Source organism: Clostridium gasigenes, from assembly GCF_900104115.1.
Taxonomy (GTDB): Bacteria; Bacillota; Clostridia; order Clostridiales; family Clostridiaceae; genus Clostridium; species Clostridium gasigenes.
The window spans coordinates 200,007-221,518 of record NZ_FNJM01000003.1; the positions used below are offsets into that span (position 1 = coordinate 200,007).

General features: G+C 29.7%; 26 protein-coding genes and 1 tRNA gene. 3 read left to right on the forward strand and 24 right to left on the reverse strand.

What is annotated here, in order from left to right; translation table 11 throughout:
- Positions 1-7: 7 nt before the first annotated feature.
- The 19 genes from fabG to BLS77_RS08435 form a co-directional block, all read right to left on the reverse strand.
- Complete coding sequence (gene fabG, locus BLS77_RS08345; RefSeq protein WP_089968096.1) at positions 8-748, reverse strand: 3-oxoacyl-[acyl-carrier-protein] reductase; 741 nt, start codon at positions 746-748, stop codon at positions 8-10.
- A gap of 9 nt (positions 749-757) precedes the next feature.
- On the reverse strand, positions 758-1,699 hold the full coding sequence (gene fabD / locus BLS77_RS08350) for an ACP S-malonyltransferase (RefSeq protein ID WP_089968099.1): 942 nt from the start codon (positions 1,697-1,699) through the stop codon (positions 758-760).
- Complete coding sequence (fabK, locus tag BLS77_RS08355) at positions 1,692-2,633, reverse strand: enoyl-[acyl-carrier-protein] reductase FabK (protein ID WP_089968102.1); 942 nt, start codon at positions 2,631-2,633, stop codon at positions 1,692-1,694. Before fabK ends, fabD begins: the two co-directional genes overlap by 8 nt.
- 76 nt (positions 2,634-2,709) lie before the next feature.
- Positions 2,710-2,931, reverse strand: a complete 222-nt coding sequence (locus tag BLS77_RS08360; protein WP_089968105.1) for an acyl carrier protein — start codon at positions 2,929-2,931, stop codon at positions 2,710-2,712.
- Between the two features lie 31 nt (positions 2,932-2,962).
- Positions 2,963-3,937, reverse strand: a complete 975-nt coding sequence (locus tag BLS77_RS08365; RefSeq protein ID WP_089968108.1) for a beta-ketoacyl-ACP synthase III — start codon at positions 3,935-3,937, stop codon at positions 2,963-2,965.
- A gap of 67 nt (positions 3,938-4,004) precedes the next feature.
- On the reverse strand, positions 4,005-4,457 hold the full coding sequence (locus BLS77_RS08370) for a MarR family winged helix-turn-helix transcriptional regulator (protein ID WP_089968111.1): 453 nt from the start codon (positions 4,455-4,457) through the stop codon (positions 4,005-4,007).
- A 363-nt stretch (positions 4,458-4,820) separates the two neighbouring features.
- Positions 4,821-5,234 carry a hypothetical protein gene (locus BLS77_RS08375; protein WP_089968113.1) on the reverse strand — a complete coding sequence of 138 codons (414 nt, stop codon included), beginning with the start codon at positions 5,232-5,234 and terminating at the stop codon, positions 4,821-4,823.
- Between the two features lie 172 nt (positions 5,235-5,406).
- Positions 5,407-6,201, reverse strand: a complete 795-nt coding sequence (locus BLS77_RS08380) for an RnfABCDGE type electron transport complex subunit B (RefSeq protein ID WP_089968115.1) — start codon at positions 6,199-6,201, stop codon at positions 5,407-5,409.
- Between the two features lie 12 nt (positions 6,202-6,213).
- Positions 6,214-6,792: an electron transport complex protein RnfA gene (locus tag BLS77_RS08385; RefSeq protein ID WP_089968118.1), complete on the reverse strand. Its 579-nt coding sequence runs from the start codon at positions 6,790-6,792 to the stop codon at positions 6,214-6,216.
- Between the two features lie 10 nt (positions 6,793-6,802).
- Entirely contained in the window at positions 6,803-7,522 is a 720-nt protein-coding gene (gene rsxE / locus BLS77_RS08390) for an electron transport complex subunit RsxE (protein WP_089968121.1), read from the reverse strand.
- Between the two features lie 26 nt (positions 7,523-7,548).
- Positions 7,549-8,157 (reverse strand): RnfABCDGE type electron transport complex subunit G, encoded by a 609-nt coding sequence (locus BLS77_RS08395; RefSeq protein WP_089968124.1) that lies wholly within the window; start codon positions 8,155-8,157, stop codon positions 7,549-7,551.
- Position 8,158: 1 nt separating this feature from the next.
- Complete coding sequence (locus tag BLS77_RS08400) at positions 8,159-9,052, reverse strand: RnfABCDGE type electron transport complex subunit D (protein ID WP_089968126.1); 894 nt, start codon at positions 9,050-9,052, stop codon at positions 8,159-8,161.
- Positions 9,053-9,074: 22 nt separating this feature from the next.
- Positions 9,075-10,097, reverse strand: a complete 1,023-nt coding sequence (locus BLS77_RS08405) for a 4Fe-4S dicluster domain-containing protein (RefSeq protein WP_089968131.1) — start codon at positions 10,095-10,097, stop codon at positions 9,075-9,077.
- A 337-nt stretch (positions 10,098-10,434) separates the two neighbouring features.
- On the reverse strand, positions 10,435-11,568 hold the full coding sequence (locus BLS77_RS20560) for an SEC-C metal-binding domain-containing protein (protein WP_089968134.1): 1,134 nt from the start codon (positions 11,566-11,568) through the stop codon (positions 10,435-10,437).
- 171 nt (positions 11,569-11,739) lie between these two features.
- Positions 11,740-13,578, reverse strand: coding sequence for a glycosyl hydrolase family 18 protein (locus BLS77_RS08415; protein WP_089968137.1), 1,839 nt, complete (start codon positions 13,576-13,578; stop codon positions 11,740-11,742).
- A gap of 263 nt (positions 13,579-13,841) precedes the next feature.
- Entirely contained in the window at positions 13,842-15,230 is a 1,389-nt protein-coding gene (locus BLS77_RS08420; protein WP_089968141.1) for an MATE family efflux transporter, read from the reverse strand.
- Between the two features lie 148 nt (positions 15,231-15,378).
- Positions 15,379-15,612, reverse strand: coding sequence for a TIGR04540 family protein (locus tag BLS77_RS08425; RefSeq protein ID WP_089968147.1), 234 nt, complete (start codon positions 15,610-15,612; stop codon positions 15,379-15,381).
- A gap of 101 nt (positions 15,613-15,713) precedes the next feature.
- Entirely contained in the window at positions 15,714-15,911 is a 198-nt protein-coding gene (locus BLS77_RS08430) for a hypothetical protein (protein ID WP_089968150.1), read from the reverse strand.
- Between the two features lie 41 nt (positions 15,912-15,952).
- Entirely contained in the window at positions 15,953-16,576 is a 624-nt protein-coding gene (locus BLS77_RS08435; RefSeq protein ID WP_089968153.1) for a superoxide dismutase, read from the reverse strand.
- A 228-nt stretch (positions 16,577-16,804) separates the two neighbouring features.
- On the opposite strand from BLS77_RS08435, the gene BLS77_RS08440 reads away from it, so the two are divergent.
- Complete coding sequence (locus BLS77_RS08440) at positions 16,805-17,665, forward strand: S66 family peptidase (RefSeq protein ID WP_089968155.1); 861 nt, start codon at positions 16,805-16,807, stop codon at positions 17,663-17,665.
- A 119-nt stretch (positions 17,666-17,784) separates the two neighbouring features.
- Here the strand turns inward: BLS77_RS08440 and BLS77_RS08445 are convergent, their stop codons facing one another.
- The 4 genes from BLS77_RS08445 to BLS77_RS08460 form a co-directional block, all read right to left on the reverse strand.
- Positions 17,785-18,318 (reverse strand): GNAT family N-acetyltransferase, encoded by a 534-nt coding sequence (locus tag BLS77_RS08445; RefSeq protein ID WP_089968158.1) that lies wholly within the window; start codon positions 18,316-18,318, stop codon positions 17,785-17,787.
- 169 nt (positions 18,319-18,487) lie between these two features.
- Entirely contained in the window at positions 18,488-18,901 is a 414-nt protein-coding gene (locus BLS77_RS08450) for a GNAT family N-acetyltransferase (protein ID WP_089968161.1), read from the reverse strand.
- A gap of 334 nt (positions 18,902-19,235) precedes the next feature.
- Positions 19,236-19,589, reverse strand: coding sequence for a ribosomal maturation YjgA family protein (locus BLS77_RS08455; protein WP_207648685.1), 354 nt, complete (start codon positions 19,587-19,589; stop codon positions 19,236-19,238).
- 86 nt (positions 19,590-19,675) lie between these two features.
- The gene (locus BLS77_RS08460; RefSeq protein ID WP_089968167.1) at positions 19,676-20,011 is read right to left on the reverse strand and encodes a hypothetical protein; all 336 of its coding nucleotides are present in this window, start codon (positions 20,009-20,011) and stop codon (positions 19,676-19,678) included.
- A 251-nt stretch (positions 20,012-20,262) separates the two neighbouring features.
- Here BLS77_RS08460 and BLS77_RS08465 point away from each other — a divergent pair, with 251 nt between their 5' ends.
- Positions 20,263-20,502 carry a hypothetical protein gene (locus BLS77_RS08465; protein WP_089968170.1) on the forward strand — a complete coding sequence of 80 codons (240 nt, stop codon included), beginning with the start codon at positions 20,263-20,265 and terminating at the stop codon, positions 20,500-20,502.
- A 162-nt stretch (positions 20,503-20,664) separates the two neighbouring features.
- Here BLS77_RS08465 and BLS77_RS08470 read toward each other — a convergent pair whose 3' ends face one another.
- Positions 20,665-21,168 (reverse strand): GAF domain-containing protein, encoded by a 504-nt coding sequence (locus BLS77_RS08470; RefSeq protein ID WP_089968173.1) that lies wholly within the window; start codon positions 21,166-21,168, stop codon positions 20,665-20,667.
- A 158-nt stretch (positions 21,169-21,326) separates the two neighbouring features.
- Here BLS77_RS08470 and BLS77_RS08475 point away from each other — a divergent pair.
- Positions 21,327-21,401, forward strand: a tRNA-Glu gene (locus BLS77_RS08475).
- The last annotated feature ends 111 nt before the right edge of the window (positions 21,402-21,512 follow it).

Genomic DNA, 21,512 nt, shown 5'->3' on the forward strand with positions numbered 1-21,512 from the left:
CCCTCCATTACATTGACATTCCACCATCAACGCTTATAATTTGACCAGTAATATAACTTGCAGATTCACTAGCTAAAAATGCTGCTAATTCCGCAACATCTGATACATTTCCAAATCTTTTAAGCGGAATGTTTGCCATTACTGCATCTTTTGCTTTTTCTCCAAGTTCATTTGTCATATCAGTTTGAATAAATCCTGGTGCTATTGCATTTACATTTATTCCACGACTTCCAAGCTCTCTTGCAAGTGATTTTGTCATTCCTATAACTCCAGCCTTTGCAGCGCAATAATTTAATTGACCAGCATTTCCTGTTATTCCAACTACCGATGCCATATTTATGACTTTACCAGATTTTTGTTTAACCATAATTGGGGTAACTGCTCTTATACAGTTAAATACGCCTTTTAAATTTACTTCTATTACTCTATCAAAATCTTCTTCTTTCATTCTCATAACTAAACCATCTCTAGTAATCCCTGCATTATTAACTAATATATCTACTGATCCAAATCTTTCTTTAGCCATAAGTATTAAATTATTTGCATCATTAAAATTACTAATATCTGCTTTAACTACTAAAACTTCTACTCCAAGTTCTTTTAATTCCTTTTCTAAAGAAATAGCTTCTTCTTCACTACTTCTATAATTTATAACTAAATTCGCTCCAAGTTTTGCATATTTTAAAGCTATAGATCTGCCTATGCCTTTTGCTGCACCTGTTACTACTGCACATTTTCCTTTTAACATAAAAACCTCCTAATTTTCTTCTTTAATAGCTTTTATTGTAGCTTCTAAAGAATTTAAATCTTCAACGTTTAATACTTTTGCATTTTTATCTATCTTTTTAACGAACCCTCTAAGCGCTTTTCCAGGTCCAATTTCTATAAAAGTGTTAATTCCTCTATCTATCATATCTCTTATTGTCTTCTCAAATAAAACTGAAGACATCATTTGTTTTCTAAGTAGAGTTTTAACATCGTCATTTTCTTCGTAAGGGGTTCCTTTTACATTAGAATAAATTAATTTTTTAAGAGGCTTAAATTCTAACAATTTTAAAGTTTCAAAAAACTCAAAACTTGCCGGTTCCAATAAAGAACTATGGAACGGTCCACTTACTTTTAAAGGTATTGCCATACCACCTAGTTCTTTTGCTATTTTCACGGCTTTTTTTATTGCTTCCATTTCTCCAGCAACAACAACTTGCCCTGGACAATTAAAATTAGCACCTTCTATAATTCCAAATTCCCCTGCTTTTTCTAATAATAATTTTATACTTTCTTCATCTAACTTAAGTACTGCTGCCATTCCACCTAACCCTTTAGGTAATGATGACCCCATTATTCTTCCTCTTTCTTTTATAAGTTTAACCCCATCTTCAAAAGATAAAGCTTCACCATAAATTAAAGCTGTATATTCACCAAGTGATAATCCTGCAGCGCAGTCGCCTTCTATTCCATTAATCTCAAGAGCTTTTAAACAAGCTAATGATGTTAATAAAATAGCTGGTTGAGTATTTTCAGTTTGAGTTAGTATTTCTTCTGGTCCATTAAATATTATATCCTTAATTGGCAAATCTAATATTTTTTCTCCCTTATTAAATACTTCCCTACATTCTGGTATATTATCATAAAGTTCTTTTCCCATAGATAGATATTGAGCTCCTTGTCCTGAGAAAAGAAATGCAATTTTTTTATCCATTTAATCCTCCAAACTTATCAATAGTTTTTTGCGCTTCTTCAAAAATTTCTAATATAAGTTCTTTGCAAGTTTCTTCTTTTACTACTAATCCTGAACTTTGACCTGCCATAACTGATCCCATTTGAACATCGCCATCTCTTGCAGCTTTTGGAAGTGATCCTTTTGCTAATTCTTCAAGCTCTTCTGCTGATGCCCCTTCTTTTTCTGCTTTCAAAAATTCTCTTGAAAGTTTATTTCTAAGTACTCTAACTGGATGACCTGTACCTCTTCCAGTTACATCTGTATCTATATCTTTAGCTTTTATAACTTTATCTTTATAATTTTGGTGTACAGTGCATTCTTTAGTCACGAGAAACCTTGTTCCAAGTTGAACGCCTTCAGCTCCTAACATAAATGATGCCGCAACACCTCTTCCATCCGCAATTCCACCTGCTGCAATAACTGGTATGCTACATGCATCTACAACTTGTGGAACTAATGTCATTGTTGTCAATTGCCCAACATGCCCACCGGATTCTGTTCCTTCTGCAATAACTGCATCAGCGCCTGATCTTTCCATTCTTCTAGCAAGTGCAACTGAGGCAACTACAGGTATAACTTTTATTCCTTTAGCTTTCCACATTTCCATATACTTACCAGGGCTTCCAGCTCCAGTTGTAACCACTTTAACATCTTCTTCGCAGACTAATTTTGCTATCTCATCTGCATTTTCTGACATAAGCATAATATTTACTCCAAAAGGTTTACTTGTTAAAATTTTCGCTTTTCTTATTTCATCTCTAACCCACTGGGTAGGAGCAGCTCCAGTTATTATTCCAAGACCACCCGCTTCACTTGTAGCTGCTGCTAAAGATGCATCTGCAATCCAAGCCATTCCACCTTGAAAAATCGGATATTCTATGTTTAATAATTCTGTAATCCTGGTCTTCTTCATAAAAATTCCTCCTATTTAATAAGTCAGATAAAAATATCTGACTTATCTTTTGGTCTTAGGCTTTCTTTAAAATGCCTTATGCTATTTTTGAGTTTACATATGTTACAGCATCTTGTATGCTCTTCATATTTTCTGCATCTTCTAATTGAATATCAAATTCCTCTTCAAGTTCTATTACCACTTGGAAAAGATCTAATGAATCTGCTCCTAATGCTTCGAAAGTTGTTTCTAATTTAACATCCTCTTCTGAAACCCCTAATTGTTCACATACTACCTTTTTAATTCTATCAAATACCATTTTGTATTCCTCCTAATATTATATTTTATTATTATTTCCATTCTATTAATACAGACCCAAAGGTTAATCCCCCACCGAATCCAACTAACACTATTTTATCCTTAGCTTTTAGCATACCTTTTTCATACATTTCATTTAATGCAATTGGAATAGAAGCTGAAGAAGTATTTCCAAATCTATCTAAGTTAACATAAAATTTTTCTTTATCTACATTTAACTTCTTAGCTGCATAATCAATTATTCTTAAATTCGCTTGATGAGGTACTATATATTTAACATCCTCTAGGTTGCAATCTGTATTTAATAAAACTTCTTTAACTGCCTCTACTATAGCTGCAGTTGCGAACTTAAATACTTCTCCACCCTTCATTTGTACCTTGTTATTTCTTTTAACTACATTTAAAGCATATGGATTTTCAACATCAAAAGCCGCAGCTACTAAACTTTCATATTTGCTTCCATCAGATTTACTAAAAGTATTAATAATTCCTTTAGTGTTACTTTCTGTAAGCACTACGGCTCCCCCTCCATCTCCAAATAGAACACAAGTCCCTCTGTCCTTCCAATCTATTATTTTAGATAAAGTTTCTGCCCCTATAATTAGAGCATTCTTGAAACCATGAATTTTCATCATAGATTCTGCTATTTGAATAGCATATATAAATCCAGAGCAAGCTGCATTTATATCAAAGGCAGTTGCACCTTTAGCTCCTAATTCTTTTTGAACCATACACGCAACTGATGGTGTACACATATCAGGAGTTATTGTTGCAACTATTATTAGTTCTAAATCTTCTTTTTGCACTCCAGATCTTTCAATTGCAAGTATCGCAGCTTTAGTTGCAATATTTGATGTATCCTCACCAGTTGATATTCTTCTTTCTTTTATACCAGTTCTATCAAGAATCCATTCGTCACTAGTATCAACTATGGCACTTAGATCTTCATTTGTTACAATATTAGAAGGTACATATGCGCCAATTCCACTAATTACTACTTCTTTCATATATCTCTCCTTATGAGGAGCTTCAAAAAATAACTAATTAAATTCCCGTCTATTTTTTTCCGCTCCCTTACTTAATCAATTCATTTTTTGCTTTAAAGAAAACATTCAATTTTTCTAGTGATGAGATTAAAACGTCTTCCTCGCTTTCACTTAACCCATCAATAGTGGCTGTTATCATATCATTATGAAATTTTTCATGTAGTCTATATGCAAGTTTTCCCCTTTTAGTAAGTTCTACTAAAACTACTCGTCTATCTTCTTCTATTCTCTTTCTTGAAACATAATCTTTTTTTATAAGCTTATTAATAGCAGTTGTCAAAGTTCCTACTGTAATTTTTAAATCTTGTGCTACTTCACTCATAGTTCTTTGAGTGTACATACCTATAGCTTCTAACGTATGCATTTCTGTAACTGATAAATCAGATAAAGCTCCATGTTTTAATGTTTTTTCTTCTATTTGCACAATATCATCGAATATTTGTACCAACAATTCATTTAATACCTTTTGTGTCTTCTTCATGAATATTCACTCCCACATCTCTTCTTAAGTTGTTCTTAAGTTCTAGTACTTCTATAATAATAGAATTTTGTCGAAATTTCAATTAGCACACAAAAATATTTCGATAATTGAATACTTTGATACTCAAAATATACTATAATCAAAACATGTTGTCAATAACTTATTTGGAAATTTTTTTTCAAAATAATATTGTTAGTATAAAAAATCGAATCTAAATAGCATCAGTAAAGAACTTTAGTTTTAACAAATGTTCTTTTACTTATACATACTATTGATTCAATTATTAAATAATTTGAAATAAGGCATTTGAAAAAATAACAAGCAAATATGCTATCCTATTTTTTCAAATGCCTTACTATATTTTTACACTAATATTAATATTAATGCTAATATTATAATTGATAAGCCTACTAATCCTACTGATAAAGGCCCTTTATATAATTCTTTTTCATTACAAATTAACAACTCTTCAACTTTACCTTTTGGATATATAACTTCAACCTCATCACCTTTCGAAAGGTTTGAGTAATCATCTATAGAATTATATGCAATTCTTATCTTTTTACCTCTATCTTCAACCTCTATAATGGGTGTAATTCCTATATAATATACAGTATTAAACTCCGGTCCTTGGTTTAAATATGTGTAAGTTTCAATTTCTATTACTTTTCCAATAGTTCGTATTCCATCCCTATATAATTTTTTCTTTCTAAAAAACAACATTATCCCAATTGCTATAATTAATAATCCTAAACAAAATAATACATTAGTGGCCATAAAATTACCTCCTTTTTTAGTAAAAATAATAAATTAATTCCACTATGTAATGTGTTTATATAATATTATATGTTTCTTTTCTGAAAACGTTATAAACCATTGAAGAAAAATAGCTAACAGCATTGCTGTTAGCTATTTAGTCATCTTGACTTATTATTTATTTAGAAATGCCTTACTTAAATATATTCTTTATTGCTCCAGTTGGACATTTAGTAGTACATACTTCGCAGCTAGTACACTTATGATAATCTACTTTAGCTAAGAATCCTGTAACACGTACTGCATCCGATGGACAGTTTCTTTCACATATTTTACATCCTATGCAAGCTACTGAGCAGTTTTGCTTTACATGCTTTCCAATTTCAGAGTTATTACATTCAACCCTTACTTTGTTATCTGCCGGTACAGCTTCTATTAGCCCTTTAGGACAAATATTTATACACGCTCCACAGTTAGTACACTTTTGGTAATCTACTTTTGCAATTCCATCAACTATATGTATAGCGTCGAATTCGCAAACACCAACACAAGTTGCAAGTCCTAAACATCCAAAAGAGCAGGCTTTTGCCCCTCCATCTTCCATTAATGAAGCTGTTAAACAGTCTGAGACACCTTCTAATGTGTAATTTTGTTTTGCTACACTACAGCTTCCATTACATTTAACAAATGCAGTAAGTTTTATTCCATTTTCTACAGTAACACCTAAAACTTCTCCAATATCTCCTGTAGTCTTAGCTCCACCAACTGAACAAAGGTTTAGTTTTGCTCCACCTTCTATTACAGCTTCTGCATAAGCATCACACCCTGCATATCCACAACCACCACAGTTTGCACCTGGTAGTATTTCTCTTATCATAGGTATCTTTGGGTTAACTTTAACTTCAAATTTCTTTGAAGCAAATCCAAGCAAAATTCCAAAAATTAATCCTAGAACTCCTAAACTTAATGCTGCAAATAATATATTCATGCAAAATCCCTCCTAGTGAATTAATCCTTGGAATCCTAAAAAGGCAATTGACATTAATGCTGCTGTGAATAATGTAATTGGTAACCCTCTTAAAACCTTTGGTATATTTTCATTATAATCTATTTTTTCTCTTATAAATGCTAATAACACTATAGAAAGCATATATCCCGATGCTCCCCCAATTGCATTAACTACTGATTCTATAAAGTTATAACCTTCTTGTACATTTAATACAGTCATTCCTAAAACAGCACAGTTAGTTGTTATTAATGGTAAAAATATCCCAAGCGCTTTATGTAAGCTTGGTGAAAGTTTCTTCATTGCCATTTCAACAAATTGTACTAAAGCTGCAATTACGAGTACACTTGCTATAGTATTTAAATATTCTAGACCTAACGGTACAAGTATTCCATTATATACAAGCCAGGTCATTACTGAAGATAATATCATTACAAAGGTAACAGCAAGTCCCATTCCAAAAGCTGCATCCTTCTTTTTGGATACTCCAAGAAATGAACATATTCCTAAGAATTTTGAAAGAACAAAATTATTAACTAACATCGCTCCTATAAAAATTATAAACAGTTCCATAGTTACCCTCCTAATTTTTCTTTATTTCTATTGTAGTTTTTTCATTTGATTCTTCTACTGAACATTCACTAGTTCCACATCCTGAGCAACTTCCACAGTTATGCTCTAATCTTTTTGGTGCTTCCCCTGTTTTTTCTGCTTTTTTAATATTAATATAATTTAATAGTGCCATTAATCCACCCATTGTAAAGAATGCACCAGGTGCTAAAATCATAATTGATATTGGTTTATAACCTAGAGGCATTGCTTGGAATCCAAGAATTGTTCCTGCTCCTAAAATCTCTCTAAATGTTCCAATTACAACCAATGCCACTGTAAATCCAAGACCCATTCCTATTCCATCAAATATTGATGGTAACACTGAATTCTTTGAAGCATAAGCTTCTGCTCTTCCTAAAATAACACAGTTAACAACTATTAATGGAATAAATATACCTAACGACTTATAAAGACTTGGTACATATCCATTCATTAACATTTCTATTATTGTAACAAAAGATGCAATAATAACAATGTATGCTGGTATTCTAATCTGATCTGGTATAAACTTTCTTAATGCTGAAATAATCATATTAGAAAATATAAGTACTATTGTTGCAGCAAGTCCCATTCCTAATGCATTTTTAGCATTTGTTGTAACTGCTAAAGTAGGACACATAGCTAAAACTTGAACAAATATTGGATTTTCTGTAACTACTCCATTTTTAATTCTTTCTATTAACTTATTCATTTTATTTCCTCCTAACTTTCTTTAGTTTAGCTTCCTGTAGCAGCTGTATCTGCATCTGTTTCTTTCTTAGATTCTACTTCTTCACCTTTTATATTTTCCTTATAGAATCTAATAGCATCATTTACGGCTGTTACAGTTGCTTTACTTGAAGTTGTAGCTCCCGATATAGCTTCTACTTCATTATCCTTATTAGGAGTTACCTTTACTACTTCTAAATCTTCTGCTATTGGTTTAGCTGTAAATCTTGATGTAAATTTCACTTCTGCTATTTTAGATCCAAGACCCGGTGTTTCAGCATGTGATAATACTCTAATTCCAGAAACCTTATTATCTGTTGATATTCCAATTAGGAAATCTACTGGTCCATGGAATCCTTTGCTTGTAACCTTTAGGACATGGCCTACAACCTCATTACCATTTACAGCTTTATAAACTTCTTTAACTGCTTCGGTTTTAGTGAATTCTATATCCTGAACTGATTCAGCTTGTGACAATACAGCCTTTAAATCTTCTTTATTCATTTTAGCATTTTCTAAAATAGCATCCTTAGTTAAGTTATTTGCAAAACCAAGTAATACCCCTGCAATTGCTGTTATTATTAGAAGGGTTCTTCCTAGTTTGAAATTTTCTTTCATCTTAAGCAGCCTCCTTCTTAATTTTCACTCTTTTACTTGTATAGTACTCTATTAATGGAGTGAATAAGTTAATTATTATAATTGCATAATACGGTCCATCTGGATTATATCCAAGCACTGCTATAATACTTGCACAAATTCCAGCCACTAACCCAAATAAGTATTGTCCACTCTTAGTCATTGGTGTTGTAGCATAATCTGTTGCCATAAATATGGCCGCCAGGAAGAATGCTCCCGTTAATAAACCTTCTTTACCAAGTACTGAATGCATAACAAATGAAGCAACTATAAATGTTGCTGGTGCTCTAAAGCTAATAACACCTCTAACTAGTAAATATACTCCACCTATTAGTAATGCTAATATTGATACTTCACCAATGCTTCCTGATGCTTGTCCTAATATTTGGTTCCATAATGTTAAAGTCTTTTCAACAGCTCCTGATGCAGCAGTTGTTGAATCAACTACTGGTTTTGCCATTACAGCAGCCCATGAAGTTATTAAAAATGCTTTTGTAGCAGCTTCTGGATTCATAAAATTTTGACCAAGACCTCCAAAAAACTGTTTAACTACTATTGTTGCAAAAATCGATCCAACTATTGGTATCCATAAAGGAACATAGGTTGGCATTATAAGACCTAAAATAATACCTGATACTATTGGACTTAAATCTGTTAGCCAGTTTGTCTTTTTAACAAATTTATTCCATAGTGCTTCTGCAACTAAACTAGCTAAAACTGTAGCTAGTAATATTTTTGCTGCATCTCCCTTATAAAAGTATATACCTGCACATACAGCTGGAATTAATGCTATTATAATATCTAGCATTATTTTATTTACACCTAACCCTCTTTTAACATGAGGCATTGGTGATATATGAAGCGTTTTGTTTTCCACTATCTTCACTCCTATTCCTTCGTTATTTATTTATGAAAACTTTTCCTGTTCTTATAGCTTGGATAATTTCTATATTTGAAGGGCATACATAACTGCATAATCCACATTCAATACACTTCTCTCCACCAAATTTTAAAAACTCATCCTTTTCGTTTCTATTCCAAAGTTCTTTAAGTTTTATAGGATTTAATCCTTCAGGACAAACTCTTAAGCATTTTGAACATCTAATACAGCTCATATCATCCTCTGATGGCGACTCTTTTTCTGTTAAAAAGAGTATTCCCCTCATAGCATTGTTTACAGCACCATCTAGATTATATTGCCCTTGTCCATTTAGTGCTCCCCCAATAATTACCTTCTTAAGTGATTCCTTATCTCCATTTAAATAAACAAAAATATCATTAAGTGATGTACCTGAATTTACAGAAACAACTTTGTTTCCTTCTACCGCTCCACCATAAATAGTTAAATAAACTTCCTTGTTTAAATTTCCATCTTTAAATGCTTTTCCAAGGTAAATTAAAGTAAATAAATCTTCTATTAATATATCCTCAGTATTCACATCTTTACCAAACCCTTTAATCTGTAACTTTTCGTCATATAGGTCTAAAGTTTTGTTAACCTTTATAACTTCTCCTAGACCTGAAACTATAGGTGTAATTTTTTTATCCGTTCCATCAATGGCAAATTTAACTTCAACATCTTCAAATAGTCTTTTAATCACTTTTAAACCAAGTTCTAATTCTTCTCTTTTAGCCTCTGCTATTACTCCATAACCATTTAAATTCGGATTAATACTAAAAGCTTTAATAACTATGCTCTTAAATCTCTTTGATTCATATTTAGAATATAACTCTATTCCTTTATTATCTACTAGAGCATACTCTTTAATATTTTTTAATACTTCTTCATAATTCATTTTATCAATATTACAATTCATTAAAACTGTAGCTCTCTCGTCTTCAGAAATACTTTGAATTCTATTATCCATAAGTTGAAAATTTCTAGTTGAAATTTTCACATTACTAAGAATATTACTTATCATAAAAACCCCTCCTATTTTATCTAAAGTTCCGACTAAAACTCTAAATTTTATACTTAATATTATAGTCTTACTTAAATTTTATCATAATATTCCCACTTACTCAATGTTAGTCATTTATTTAACTACAATTTATTACTTTCAATCCATTATTTATGACTATTCTATTAATTTAACTATATGTTTAAAGCTATTTATGGCTATTTTTTTTATGAACATAAATTGTATGTTATATTTTTAACCACAGTATAATTCCTATATTTTATAATATTCTCTCACTAATATTATATTGCAAATAAAAGGATAACTTTTTAAAGTTATCCTTTTATTTATAATTAAATTATCTTCCACAACATTTCTTATATTTCTTCCCACTTCCACAAATACAAACATCATTTCTTCCTACTTTAACTTCTACTACTACTGTTTTCTTTTTATTATCTATCTCCGTTTGACTATATCCTTTATAGCTCCATCTTCTAACTGAATTTGCAAGCTTAGTTAACTCTTCCGAAAATATATTTCTTTCTTCATCAGCCTCTATTTGATATGCTCGTAAATACACATCAATACAAGCATCTAATGGTTCTTCATTTTTTATAGCTATTGAATAACTTTCTATTTCCTCTTTAAGTATTTTTTTATCAATTACAAATAATTCTCCAATTACTTTTTCAAGTTTTAAGGCTTGTTTATTTTCTTCAATAAAATCTGGTTTCGCAGCCTTTATAAGTGCCTTCTTATCAAATTTATAATAACCAATTTCACAATTCCTCTCTTGAGCCTCTATTATTTCTGAAACTTCTTCTACATCTATATGAACTGCTATATTACCTTCAATTTGATAATCAAATCCAAGTTCTTCTCCATTATTTATAATCATTTCAACTCTTTCATAGTAAATATCATATTCCAATGTAGATTCTGCTAATTCTATAAATTTATCAATTGTTAAAACTCCATAATAATAAACCATTCCTGCAAATAACTTTACTATTTCAGTATTTCTTAAAGTATTTTCTTTTAATTCCTTAGTTAACTTAATTTTTATTAGTTCACTTACTTCTATAGGTAATATTACTTTTAAGTTTTCATCTATAATCCCTGTAAATAATATTCCCCTATTTCTAAGATAGGTTGTATTAATTAACTCATTAGTTTCACAACTTTCAATACAGTTTCCATTAATCAAATTTTGTAAATAGCTAAAACCTTCATCATTTAAAAGATCTAATGTAATATCTATTTTTTCAATAATAGAATTTTTAACCTTTATTACTGCATCAGCCTTTTTTAAAGAAGTTATTCCTTTTACTTTATATTGTGCAGCCACCTTAACTAATTCATCCTTAGTCATTCTATCTAAGTGGTATTCTAAAGATAAATTTTCCTCCATGACTTTCCATATTTTATCAGCTTGTTTCATATCTGCATTTACTATATCTTCTTGCATTTTATTTATATCTTTTTCCAAAAAACGTCACCTCTTCTTCTATTTAAACACAAATTATATTATATCCCTTTTTTTATTTTCATGTCTAGTAAAATAGACCTATTTCATAAATATAAATAAAATAGGATGGAAAAATTCTAATAAAAAATTTTTTCACCCTAAATACTTTTAAGTTATTCTAAAAATAACCCCCTATTTTATTAATTGCCTGTTTAACTCAGTTCCACCTTTATAAATATGCTGTGCTAATTCAATGCTACTAATATCAGTATCCATTGGCTTCGCATTTGTTGTGTTTAATACAAATGTATATGATTTTCCTGGTTCTATAACTGCCCCTTCATAAACACCACTAATATCAACTACTGTATATATACCTTCTTGAGTAACCTTACCTGCCAAGTTATTTCCCGCTGTAAGTGTCCCACTAGTATTTTTGATGTAGAACTTAGGAGTTTTAATAGTTTCGGCTGCATTTTCAACACCTCTTAATGTATCTCCTGATTCTTCTAATTTTTCATTGTTTTTAATTGTTATTTCGTATTTACCACCCTTTGCCCAGTCATCTTTAGATGTTTTTATACTACAGCTTATGTCTAAATCAGCATATACTATTTTATTATCTGGTAAATTAGCTTGTCCATAAAGTCCTATTTTACTCGCCTTTGTTAATTCATCACGATTTGTAGAAGTTGTTGATTTATCTTGTGATGCCATCCAACCAATCATTCCACCTAGGTTATTATCATTAACATATTTAGTTTTTTCTCCGATTGATCTTATATTATCGTAAGTGAAAAACGCTCCTGTTTTTTCATTATAAAGATATGGAGCTTTCGCTGTATCATCCCAATATTCTTTAAGTCCTGAATATGCACCTTTTAATTTTTCTAATCCACTATAAGCCCAAACTCCTCCAGCACGTCCGCCATCACCAACTGTACTTGCTGCTTGATTTTTTGCTCCTGTTGTAAGTGTACCATCTGCATTTTTATTAATTTTTTCTGCTTTTCCATACAGTCCAGGATTATTTTTGTCTGGTCCTGCTGAAACCTTTTCCCATCCCCTTGTATAATAAGCTGCGCCAACAACTATTTTTTCTTTTTTAGCACCTTTGCTTATTATATAATCTATACTTTCATCAACTGATAATCCTTCGCCCTTACTTGGATCATTAGGATTAGGATATAAAGCCGCATGATGTCCACTATTCTCATTCCATCCACCATACATGTCATAAGTCATTATGTTTGCAAAATCTACAATGCTAAATAACTTATTAATATCAATACCCAAGTCTAATTTCTTTTTAGAAACTGGTAATGCAACTGATAATTCATAAGGTTTTACAAGTCTTTTTCCTTGTTTATCTAAAGCTGTTCTTAAATCTTGCAGTAACTTAATATAGTTTTCTTTATCTGCTGCTGTTGCATTTGGTGTACCTTCATCATTTTTATTATCAACCTTATCCGGCTCTCGAGCATCACCTGGGTATTCCCAATCTATATCTACAAAATCCATATTAGTATATTCAACAAATTTCATAACGTTTTCAACAAATTTAGCTCTAATTGTAGGATCAGCTGTTACTGTGGAGAAATCTCCTGATTTTGACCAACCTCCAATAGATGTACCTATTTTCATATTTGGATTTTCTGCCCTTAAATCTTGCAATGCATTTATAATACCTGCATTAGCTCCACCCCATTGAACGCTTGGCATTCCAACTGGAGCTCCAATATTTGCATCCTTGTCACAGAAAATCAAATCTCCACTTGCATTAAAATCTAAAAATGCTAAATTTAAATGAGTTAATTGATCTGCTGGTATGTCTTTTGGATAAAAATTATTTTCTCCACCCCATATCGACCAATCTCCGTAATACATTACATTACGTTTGTTCTGTGCTGCTACTTCCATTGCACTTGCATTCATAGATGGCATAACAGTAATAGTAATTCCCATAAGCATACTTGTAACTGTCAAAATTGCAACTGTCTTTTTCATTTTTTTAAAAGCTCTTCTCGCCATTTTAATATCCCCTTTTTTTTAATATTTTAAACTCCAGTACAACTTTTGTATTTGTGCAGTTTAATGTAATATATTAATAATATTCCTATTATATGCCAATTGCAAATGTTTTATTCTAATTATTCTGATTATTTCGATTACTCAGTTTATTTCAATTTTCCTCTAATTAATATACTACAAACTACATAATTATTTTTTAATTTTTTATAAAAATAAGAACTATCAAAATCTCTCAAATTAGAAATTTTGATAGTTCTTTTCCCTTAGTCGCTTTCAATTCTACTATGAGCTATTTCATTTTCATTTTTATCAAGCTTCTTTATTGATCTCATTTCTCTTATTACTATTAAAGCTGTTATTATTGTCGCAATAATATCAGATATAGGTTGTGCTATCCAAACCCCATCTAACCCTAAAAACTTAGGTAAAATAATCATAATAGGTATAAGTACTATTATTTGTCTAAGTATACTTAATGACATTGCAAGTTTTGCTTTACCAATAGCCAAAATATAATCTGAACCAGATATGGCTATACCTATAATTGGTAACATAAGAAGATATATTCTAACACCTCTTGTTGATATACTCATTAGCTCTGCATCTTTATTAAACATTCCAATTATAGCTTCTGGGAATATTTGAATTACTATTGCAGACACTGTTAAGATGGCTGTTGCCGCCATCATTGAAAGCTTAACCGCTTTATGTGCTCTGTCATATTGTTTTGCCCCATAGTTAAACCCAATTATAGGTTGTGAACCCTGATCTATTCCAAACACAGGCATTAGAAATAATAAATTTACTGAAGAAATAGTTGCCATTGCGCCAATTGCTAAATCTCCACCATAAACCTTTAATGAATTATTTGCGATAACTTGCACTAAACTTGCTGCAATTTGCATCATAAAAGGTGATAATCCTATTGCGAATATTACTCCAATTAGCTTTTTATCTAACTTCAAGCTTGATTTTCTAAACTTTAAGTTCGATTTGCCCGAAATGTAATATTCAAGTGCCCACACAGAGGTAATTATTTGAGATATTACTGTAGCAAGTGCAGCTCCTTGAATTCCTAAATTAAATTTAAATATAAATACTGCATCTAATATAATATTAGTTAAACAGCCAACCACCATTATAGTAGCTGCAAGTCTTGGATTACCATCAACTCTAATTGTATTATTTAAAGCAAATGCTAAAATACTAAAAGTTGTCCCCCCTAATATTATATAAATATAAGACTTAGCATAATATAAGGTATTTTCACTTGCACCAAATAGGTTTAAAATATTGTTTCCAAATATTATACCTAAAATACTTAGTGTCACTCCTATAATCAGTGAAAGGGTAATAACATTTCCTATTATTTTTTCTGCCTCTTTCCGTTTTCCCTGACCAAGTTTTATTGATATATTACTTGCAGCTCCGATTCCAATAAGCATTCCAAAGGCTAATATAATAGTCATTATTGGCATAGTTAATCCTACCCCAGTTATTGCTAAAGATCCAACCTCTGGAAGGTGCCCTATAAACATTCTATCTACTACATTATAAAGTGCATTTACAATCATTCCTATTATTGCCGGAATTGAATATTTTATAAGCAACTTCCCTATAGGCGCAGTTGCTAACATATTTTCATTTTTCATAAAAATTCTCCTATCCTATTTTCATTTGTATCTATTTCTAGAATTATTGTTTTTCCATTTCTTTGTCAACTTTTACAAATCTATATCTATATAGACTTCAAAAAAAGAAGTGAATCTAGTATCAATCTACTAAATTCACCTTCAATATTTATTCAATATTTTTTGCAATTTTATCTATTACTTCTATTCTTTCAGCACCTAATACAATAGATAATTTTGCTGGCATATTACCATCTTTATAAATTCTATCGCCATTAGCCTTTATAATTAATGTAATCTTTTGCTCTAATTTTTCATAACTTAACACATCATCAAAATAATCATCTACGGTGTCCTTAAGTTTACTTGCTAATTCCTTAGGATTTCTATATACTGCTCTCATATGTTCTCCTTTTTATCTAAGTTATTTTATATAATGAAACATATTCATTATACTTTATCAATGTAATTATTGTAAATAAAAATTTAATATATTAATAAAAATTAATCTACATAAAGATTATCTTCTATAATTCTGTTAATTATAAGACCTACATTAACTTCACTTGTATCCATATACACATCTATAATACGATCATCTAAGGTGACCTCAACATACTCAATTATTTTCCCATCTTCATCAACAGACTTTATAACATCATAAGTTATTATATCTTCTTTAAGTTGTTTCTTTGTAACCATATGTTAGTCCTCCTCTTAATCTTTTAAAGTATTTATATTTATTATAGCCTATTTCCCATTGACTTATAATAAATCTTTTCAATTTTCGACCAATCTATTAGGTTCCAAATATTTTTCACATAATCTGCCCTTAAATTTTTATATTTTAAATAATATGCATGCTCCCAAACATCTATAGTTAATAGTGGCACCATACCAATACTTATTGGTGTATCTTGATTTTGTGTACTTACAATTTCTAATTTTCCTTTTCTATTAATTACAAGCCACCCATAACCTGAACCAAACTGAGCAATTGTAACTCTACTGACCTCTTCCTTTAATTCATCAAAACTACCAAAACATTTATTAATATTATCTAGTAATTTTCCTTCTGGTTTTATTTTAGCATTAGGAGATAGTATTGTAAAATAAAAGTTATGATTAGATACTCCACCCCCTTGATTTATTACCCCTGTCCTAATTTTACACGGAATTTTTTTCGGGTATCTTAATATTTGTTCTAATGTTTTCCCATCTGTAAAATCCTCATATCCCTTTAATAAGTTATTTAAATTATTTACATAAGTTTGAAGATGCTTTGTATAATGTATTTCAACTGTTTTTGCATCAATATATGGTTCTAATCCATCATAGGTATAATCCAGCTTTACTTTATCATACATAATCCTATTACTCCTCTTTTATAATTCATATAAATATATCTATGCTCACTATATTGTTTTTGTTAATATTTATATCAAGATATTTAGGATCCTGAAAAAATAACAGATCAATGTTATAATCAGCATATAAATAAACATTCAACACAGGCTTTCAAAAAAACTAAGGACAGTATGTAGTATAATATTATACTACAACATAATCTGAAATTAAAAAGGACGGTTAAATATATGAATTCATTATTAAAATTTGAAGATACAATAGGAATAATTGCTTGCTCTAATGGTTTATCAGAAGAGTCCTCTAGAAAAATTGATTATTTAGAAGAAAAACTTTCTTCTATTAATATAAATGTCTTATACGCGAAAACATTATATAAAAAACATTCTATTTTTAATGGTTCTGCAAAAGAAAGAGCTAATGAATTAATGAATCTTTTTATTAATCCAAATGTTAAAGCAATATTTGATGTTTCTGGTGGAGATTTAGCTAATAGTGTTTTAGACTACTTAGATTTTAATATCATAAAAACTAACTTTAAACCATTCTTTGGTTATAGTGATTTATCAGTATTATTAAATGGTATATATGCAAAAACAGGTTTGAAGGCATATAATTATCAATTAAGAAACCTAGTTGGTAATTGTGAAGAAAAACAATTTCAGGATTTTACTAAAAGTCTTATCGAAAATAAAAAAGATTTATTTAACTTTGAATATACGTGGGTACAAGGAACTTCAATGGAAGGTGTAGTTGTTGGCGGTAATATTCGTTGTCTTTTAAAACTAGCTGGAACAGAATATATGCCAGATTTTCAAGATAAAATTCTTTTCCTTGAAAGTCTAGGTGGTGATGTAAGTAAAATGACAACATATTTAACTCAATACAAACAATTAGGGGTCTTTAAAAAAGTTAAAGGAATATTACTTGGCAGCTTTACTGAAATGGAAAGAGAAAAGTATACTCCTGATATTATAGAAATAATAACTAGTATAATAGAAGATCCTAATCTTCCGATAGCTAAAACTAATCAAATTGGACATGGGCAAGATTCTAAATGTATTGTAATTGGAGAACATCAATCATTTTAAATAACTTTTGTATCTATAATTATCAGTTCTTTATAATATTAAAGCAGGTAGTAAATTTAATACCACCTGCTCATTTATAATATATTAAATTTTTGCAGCTATAATTTATGAACTATCTATTATAATAAATACTCCAATTGATAATCTCTTGGATCACTTTCATATAACTCTTTATTTATTTCTACAGCTTCCGTGCAACCTATTGCACGATAAAATGCAATTGTTTCTTCAGCTGAGCCAGCACAAATATAAATTTTATCTGAATTCCATTCTCTTGCTTCATCTACGCAAAGCATAAATATTTTTTTACCCATCCCTCTATTTCTATGTTCTAATGAGATGAAAAGTTGATCCATCAAAATATAATTAAACTGTTCACCAAAGAAATCCCTATTTATAGTAGCAAACCCCAATAATTTTTCATTATTTTCAAAAGCTCCAAATGCACTACCACCATTTAATATAGTCTCCTTCAAATTATTATAATGATGTTCATATCCATTTGGCCAATCTAAATCCTCATATTTAATTTCTACTAATTGACGTTCTCCATTTACCAATCTCCACGCTTTACCAATATATTGATATGGATTTATTTGATTAATACGTTCACATTCATCACTATTCATTTTTCTGTATATAATATTTCCCATGTTATCCTCCCCTATTTAATAATCTATATTATCTTTATCATAAATTAATGTTGTGAATTTTTCTACTTTTCATAATGGAATAAACCACTGTACGCACCAAACATTGAATATTCTTTTACCCTGACTTCCCCATTATTACTTTCATTTATTCAGCACCCTAAATACCATTCTATATAATAGGTATTCTGCGCATAAATGTCTTTTCATCTTTTTTAAATCCATATTGCCCATAAAGTCCATGAGCATCTTTAGTTGCTAACATTCCAAAACCACTACAAACCTCATCAAATTCTATCATACATTCTATAAGCTTTTTACCTAACCCTTTACCTCTATGTTCCTCATCCAATATTACATCACAAATATAATATGTTGTTGCATAATCCGTAATAATTCTTCCATAACCTATTTGTTTTTCAATATGATATACTCCATAACATATTGAATTTTCAATAGACTTTTCAATAACTTCCCTAGGTCTTTTACTTGCCCAATAACTTTTAGATAATAATCCACATATTTCCTCAACTGATAATAATGATTTATCATTGCTTATTTTATATTCTCCTTCTTTCCACTCCATAATAGACCCTCCCATAATACTTGTTAATATAATTCATTCTAACTTACACCATTTTATTAGTTCAAAACATCTAAGAACTTTCCATTGTGAATCATATAAATCGCCACTATAAATACCATTTTATAACATACTTTTCTCAATATCAACCTACATTTTAGCAGTTTCAATGAAAAATAAATGAGTATACAATTAATCTGTACACCCATTCATAATTATATTTATTTAAAAATCCCTTCTATAATAGAGTTCTATTACCCTGTAAACTAACCATCACCTTTTATTTTACAACTCCATTAGACTTCTTTGAAATACTGTAAAAATAGAAATATTCAAATTATACTCCAATTAAAATTCCGATTGTATAACACACTAAATCACTAAATAGAAATCCCCGACCTAAAACTAATGCTCCTAAGGTAGTTTGTCTAATTACATTTATCAATTTTCCTTGATACAACTGGGATATTTCTATTCCCCAAGAAAATATTAAAGATATTAATGCAATGTATCTTATTGGACTTTTACTAAATAAAAATCCAAATCCCAAATAAACCATTAATGCCCATAGTATATCTCCTGAATATTCACTTATAATTCCTGGTAAATAACCTCCATATTTTCTTGAACAAATCCCTAGAATCATTACTATAGTAATTAATCCTAAATATAATATTCTTTTTCTTTTCATCCCCATATACCCTCCCTTTATTTAGGCATATTCTTAAAAAATAATAGACCAATATAACTCCCCTATTTGCGTGTTGTTTTTTTGAATTATTTATTAAATAATTCTTTTACCAAAGACTTTGACACCATTATATTCTCAAGACAAATATTTTTAAGACTTGTTGTTAAATGATATTCTTCTAACCATAAATTCCCATCAATAATTTTATTAGTTATTATTGGTTTATCCGCATTCTCTTCATCAACTTCTTCTAACTCTTTATATGGAGTTAAAACTACTATTCTCCTACAAGCTTCTTCAGTTTGAGAAAATATATTGAAAAAACTATTATAATTTTCAAATGACTTCATTGAATTAACTATCTTTAAATATAACCCTAATTCCTTAGCTAATTCTATTGCACTTACTAAATCTTTATCCACTATAAAACTCCTTACAACTTAAATACCTCTTCAAAAAAGCAACCAATAAACATATACTCTACTTTTGATTGCTATTTTTTCAGATGGCTAATTTATTATATTTACTATACCCATACCTATATAATATTGTAAATATATTTTATGGAAAAACCTAAAATTTCACTTTAACTCTTAACCTTAATTTTACCATTGTATTTTATGTGCATATGATATATACTTTTTATAATAAATAAATTTAGGAGGTTCTACATATGAGTTGTGGATGTTCAACATTAGGTAATGATGGTACAGGTGTAGTAGATTTAGTAAGAGGTAAGGGTAAAGCTGATTTAGCTTTAAGAACTTCTCATGAAATTGATTGTTCATGTGGAAAAATATTTACTATGGAAAAATTAGTAGATAAATGCCCACATTGTAATATGACTTATGGCGTTACTCCATGTAGTCAAGGAGATAAAAACAATATAAAACCAGCTGGTATTAATTACTAATATCACTTAAATTTTAAATATCCCTAAGTCCTATAAGGATTTAGGGATATTTTTTTATTATTATTTATTTTTGCCTCTAAATAAAACAAACTTGATTATCTTCCCTTCGGAAAACATTTGTAAATTTTTCTCATATTAGCACTCCCTCAATTAAGTTGATTTTTAACAAGTTATATTTTCCCAATTAATATATTTATTAAGGATTTTCATTGATTTTTCTAAATAATCCTGTTCTACTTTCGTAAATCTATTAAATTCTTCACTATCTAAATCTAATACACCATATAGTTTTTCATTTTTAACTATAGGAATTACTATTTCAGAGTTTGATGCTGCATCGCAGGCTATATGACCTGAAAATTCATGAACATCTTTAACTAACATTGTTTTTCTTTTTGAAGCTGCCTCTCCACATATTCCTTTCCCAATTTCTATTCTAGTACAAGCTGGCATTCCTTGAAATGGTCCAAGTACTAATTCATTATTTTTCATTAGATAAAATCCACACCAATTTATTCTTCCTATTAATGCATTAATTAAAGCTGTTGCATTACAAACATTAGTTAAATCATCTTTTTCATCTTGTATAAGACCTTCTAACATAATAAGCATATTGTCTAATTTACTTTCTACTGTCATTCCATCAAAAACTTTTATATCAAACATTTTCTCTTAACGCCCCTTTTTAAGTAATTTTTAGTATCTGTATCATTTTTTATAATAATAAAAATTATATACTATATTTATCCATTAGTCCTTATTTTCATTGTATTTTAAAATTATATCTGATATTATAAATATATCAATTAAAATATTTCAATCATGGCTTGTTGGTCAAGAGGTTAAGACATCACCCTCTCACGGTGAAATCAGGGGTTCAATTCCCCTACAGGTCACCATATTAAAAACAAAGGCATCATTACTTCTAATTTAAGAAGCGATGATGCTTTTTAATTTTTTCTTATTTAATTATCACTAACTTTATTATTCCCACACATTTGATAATGATT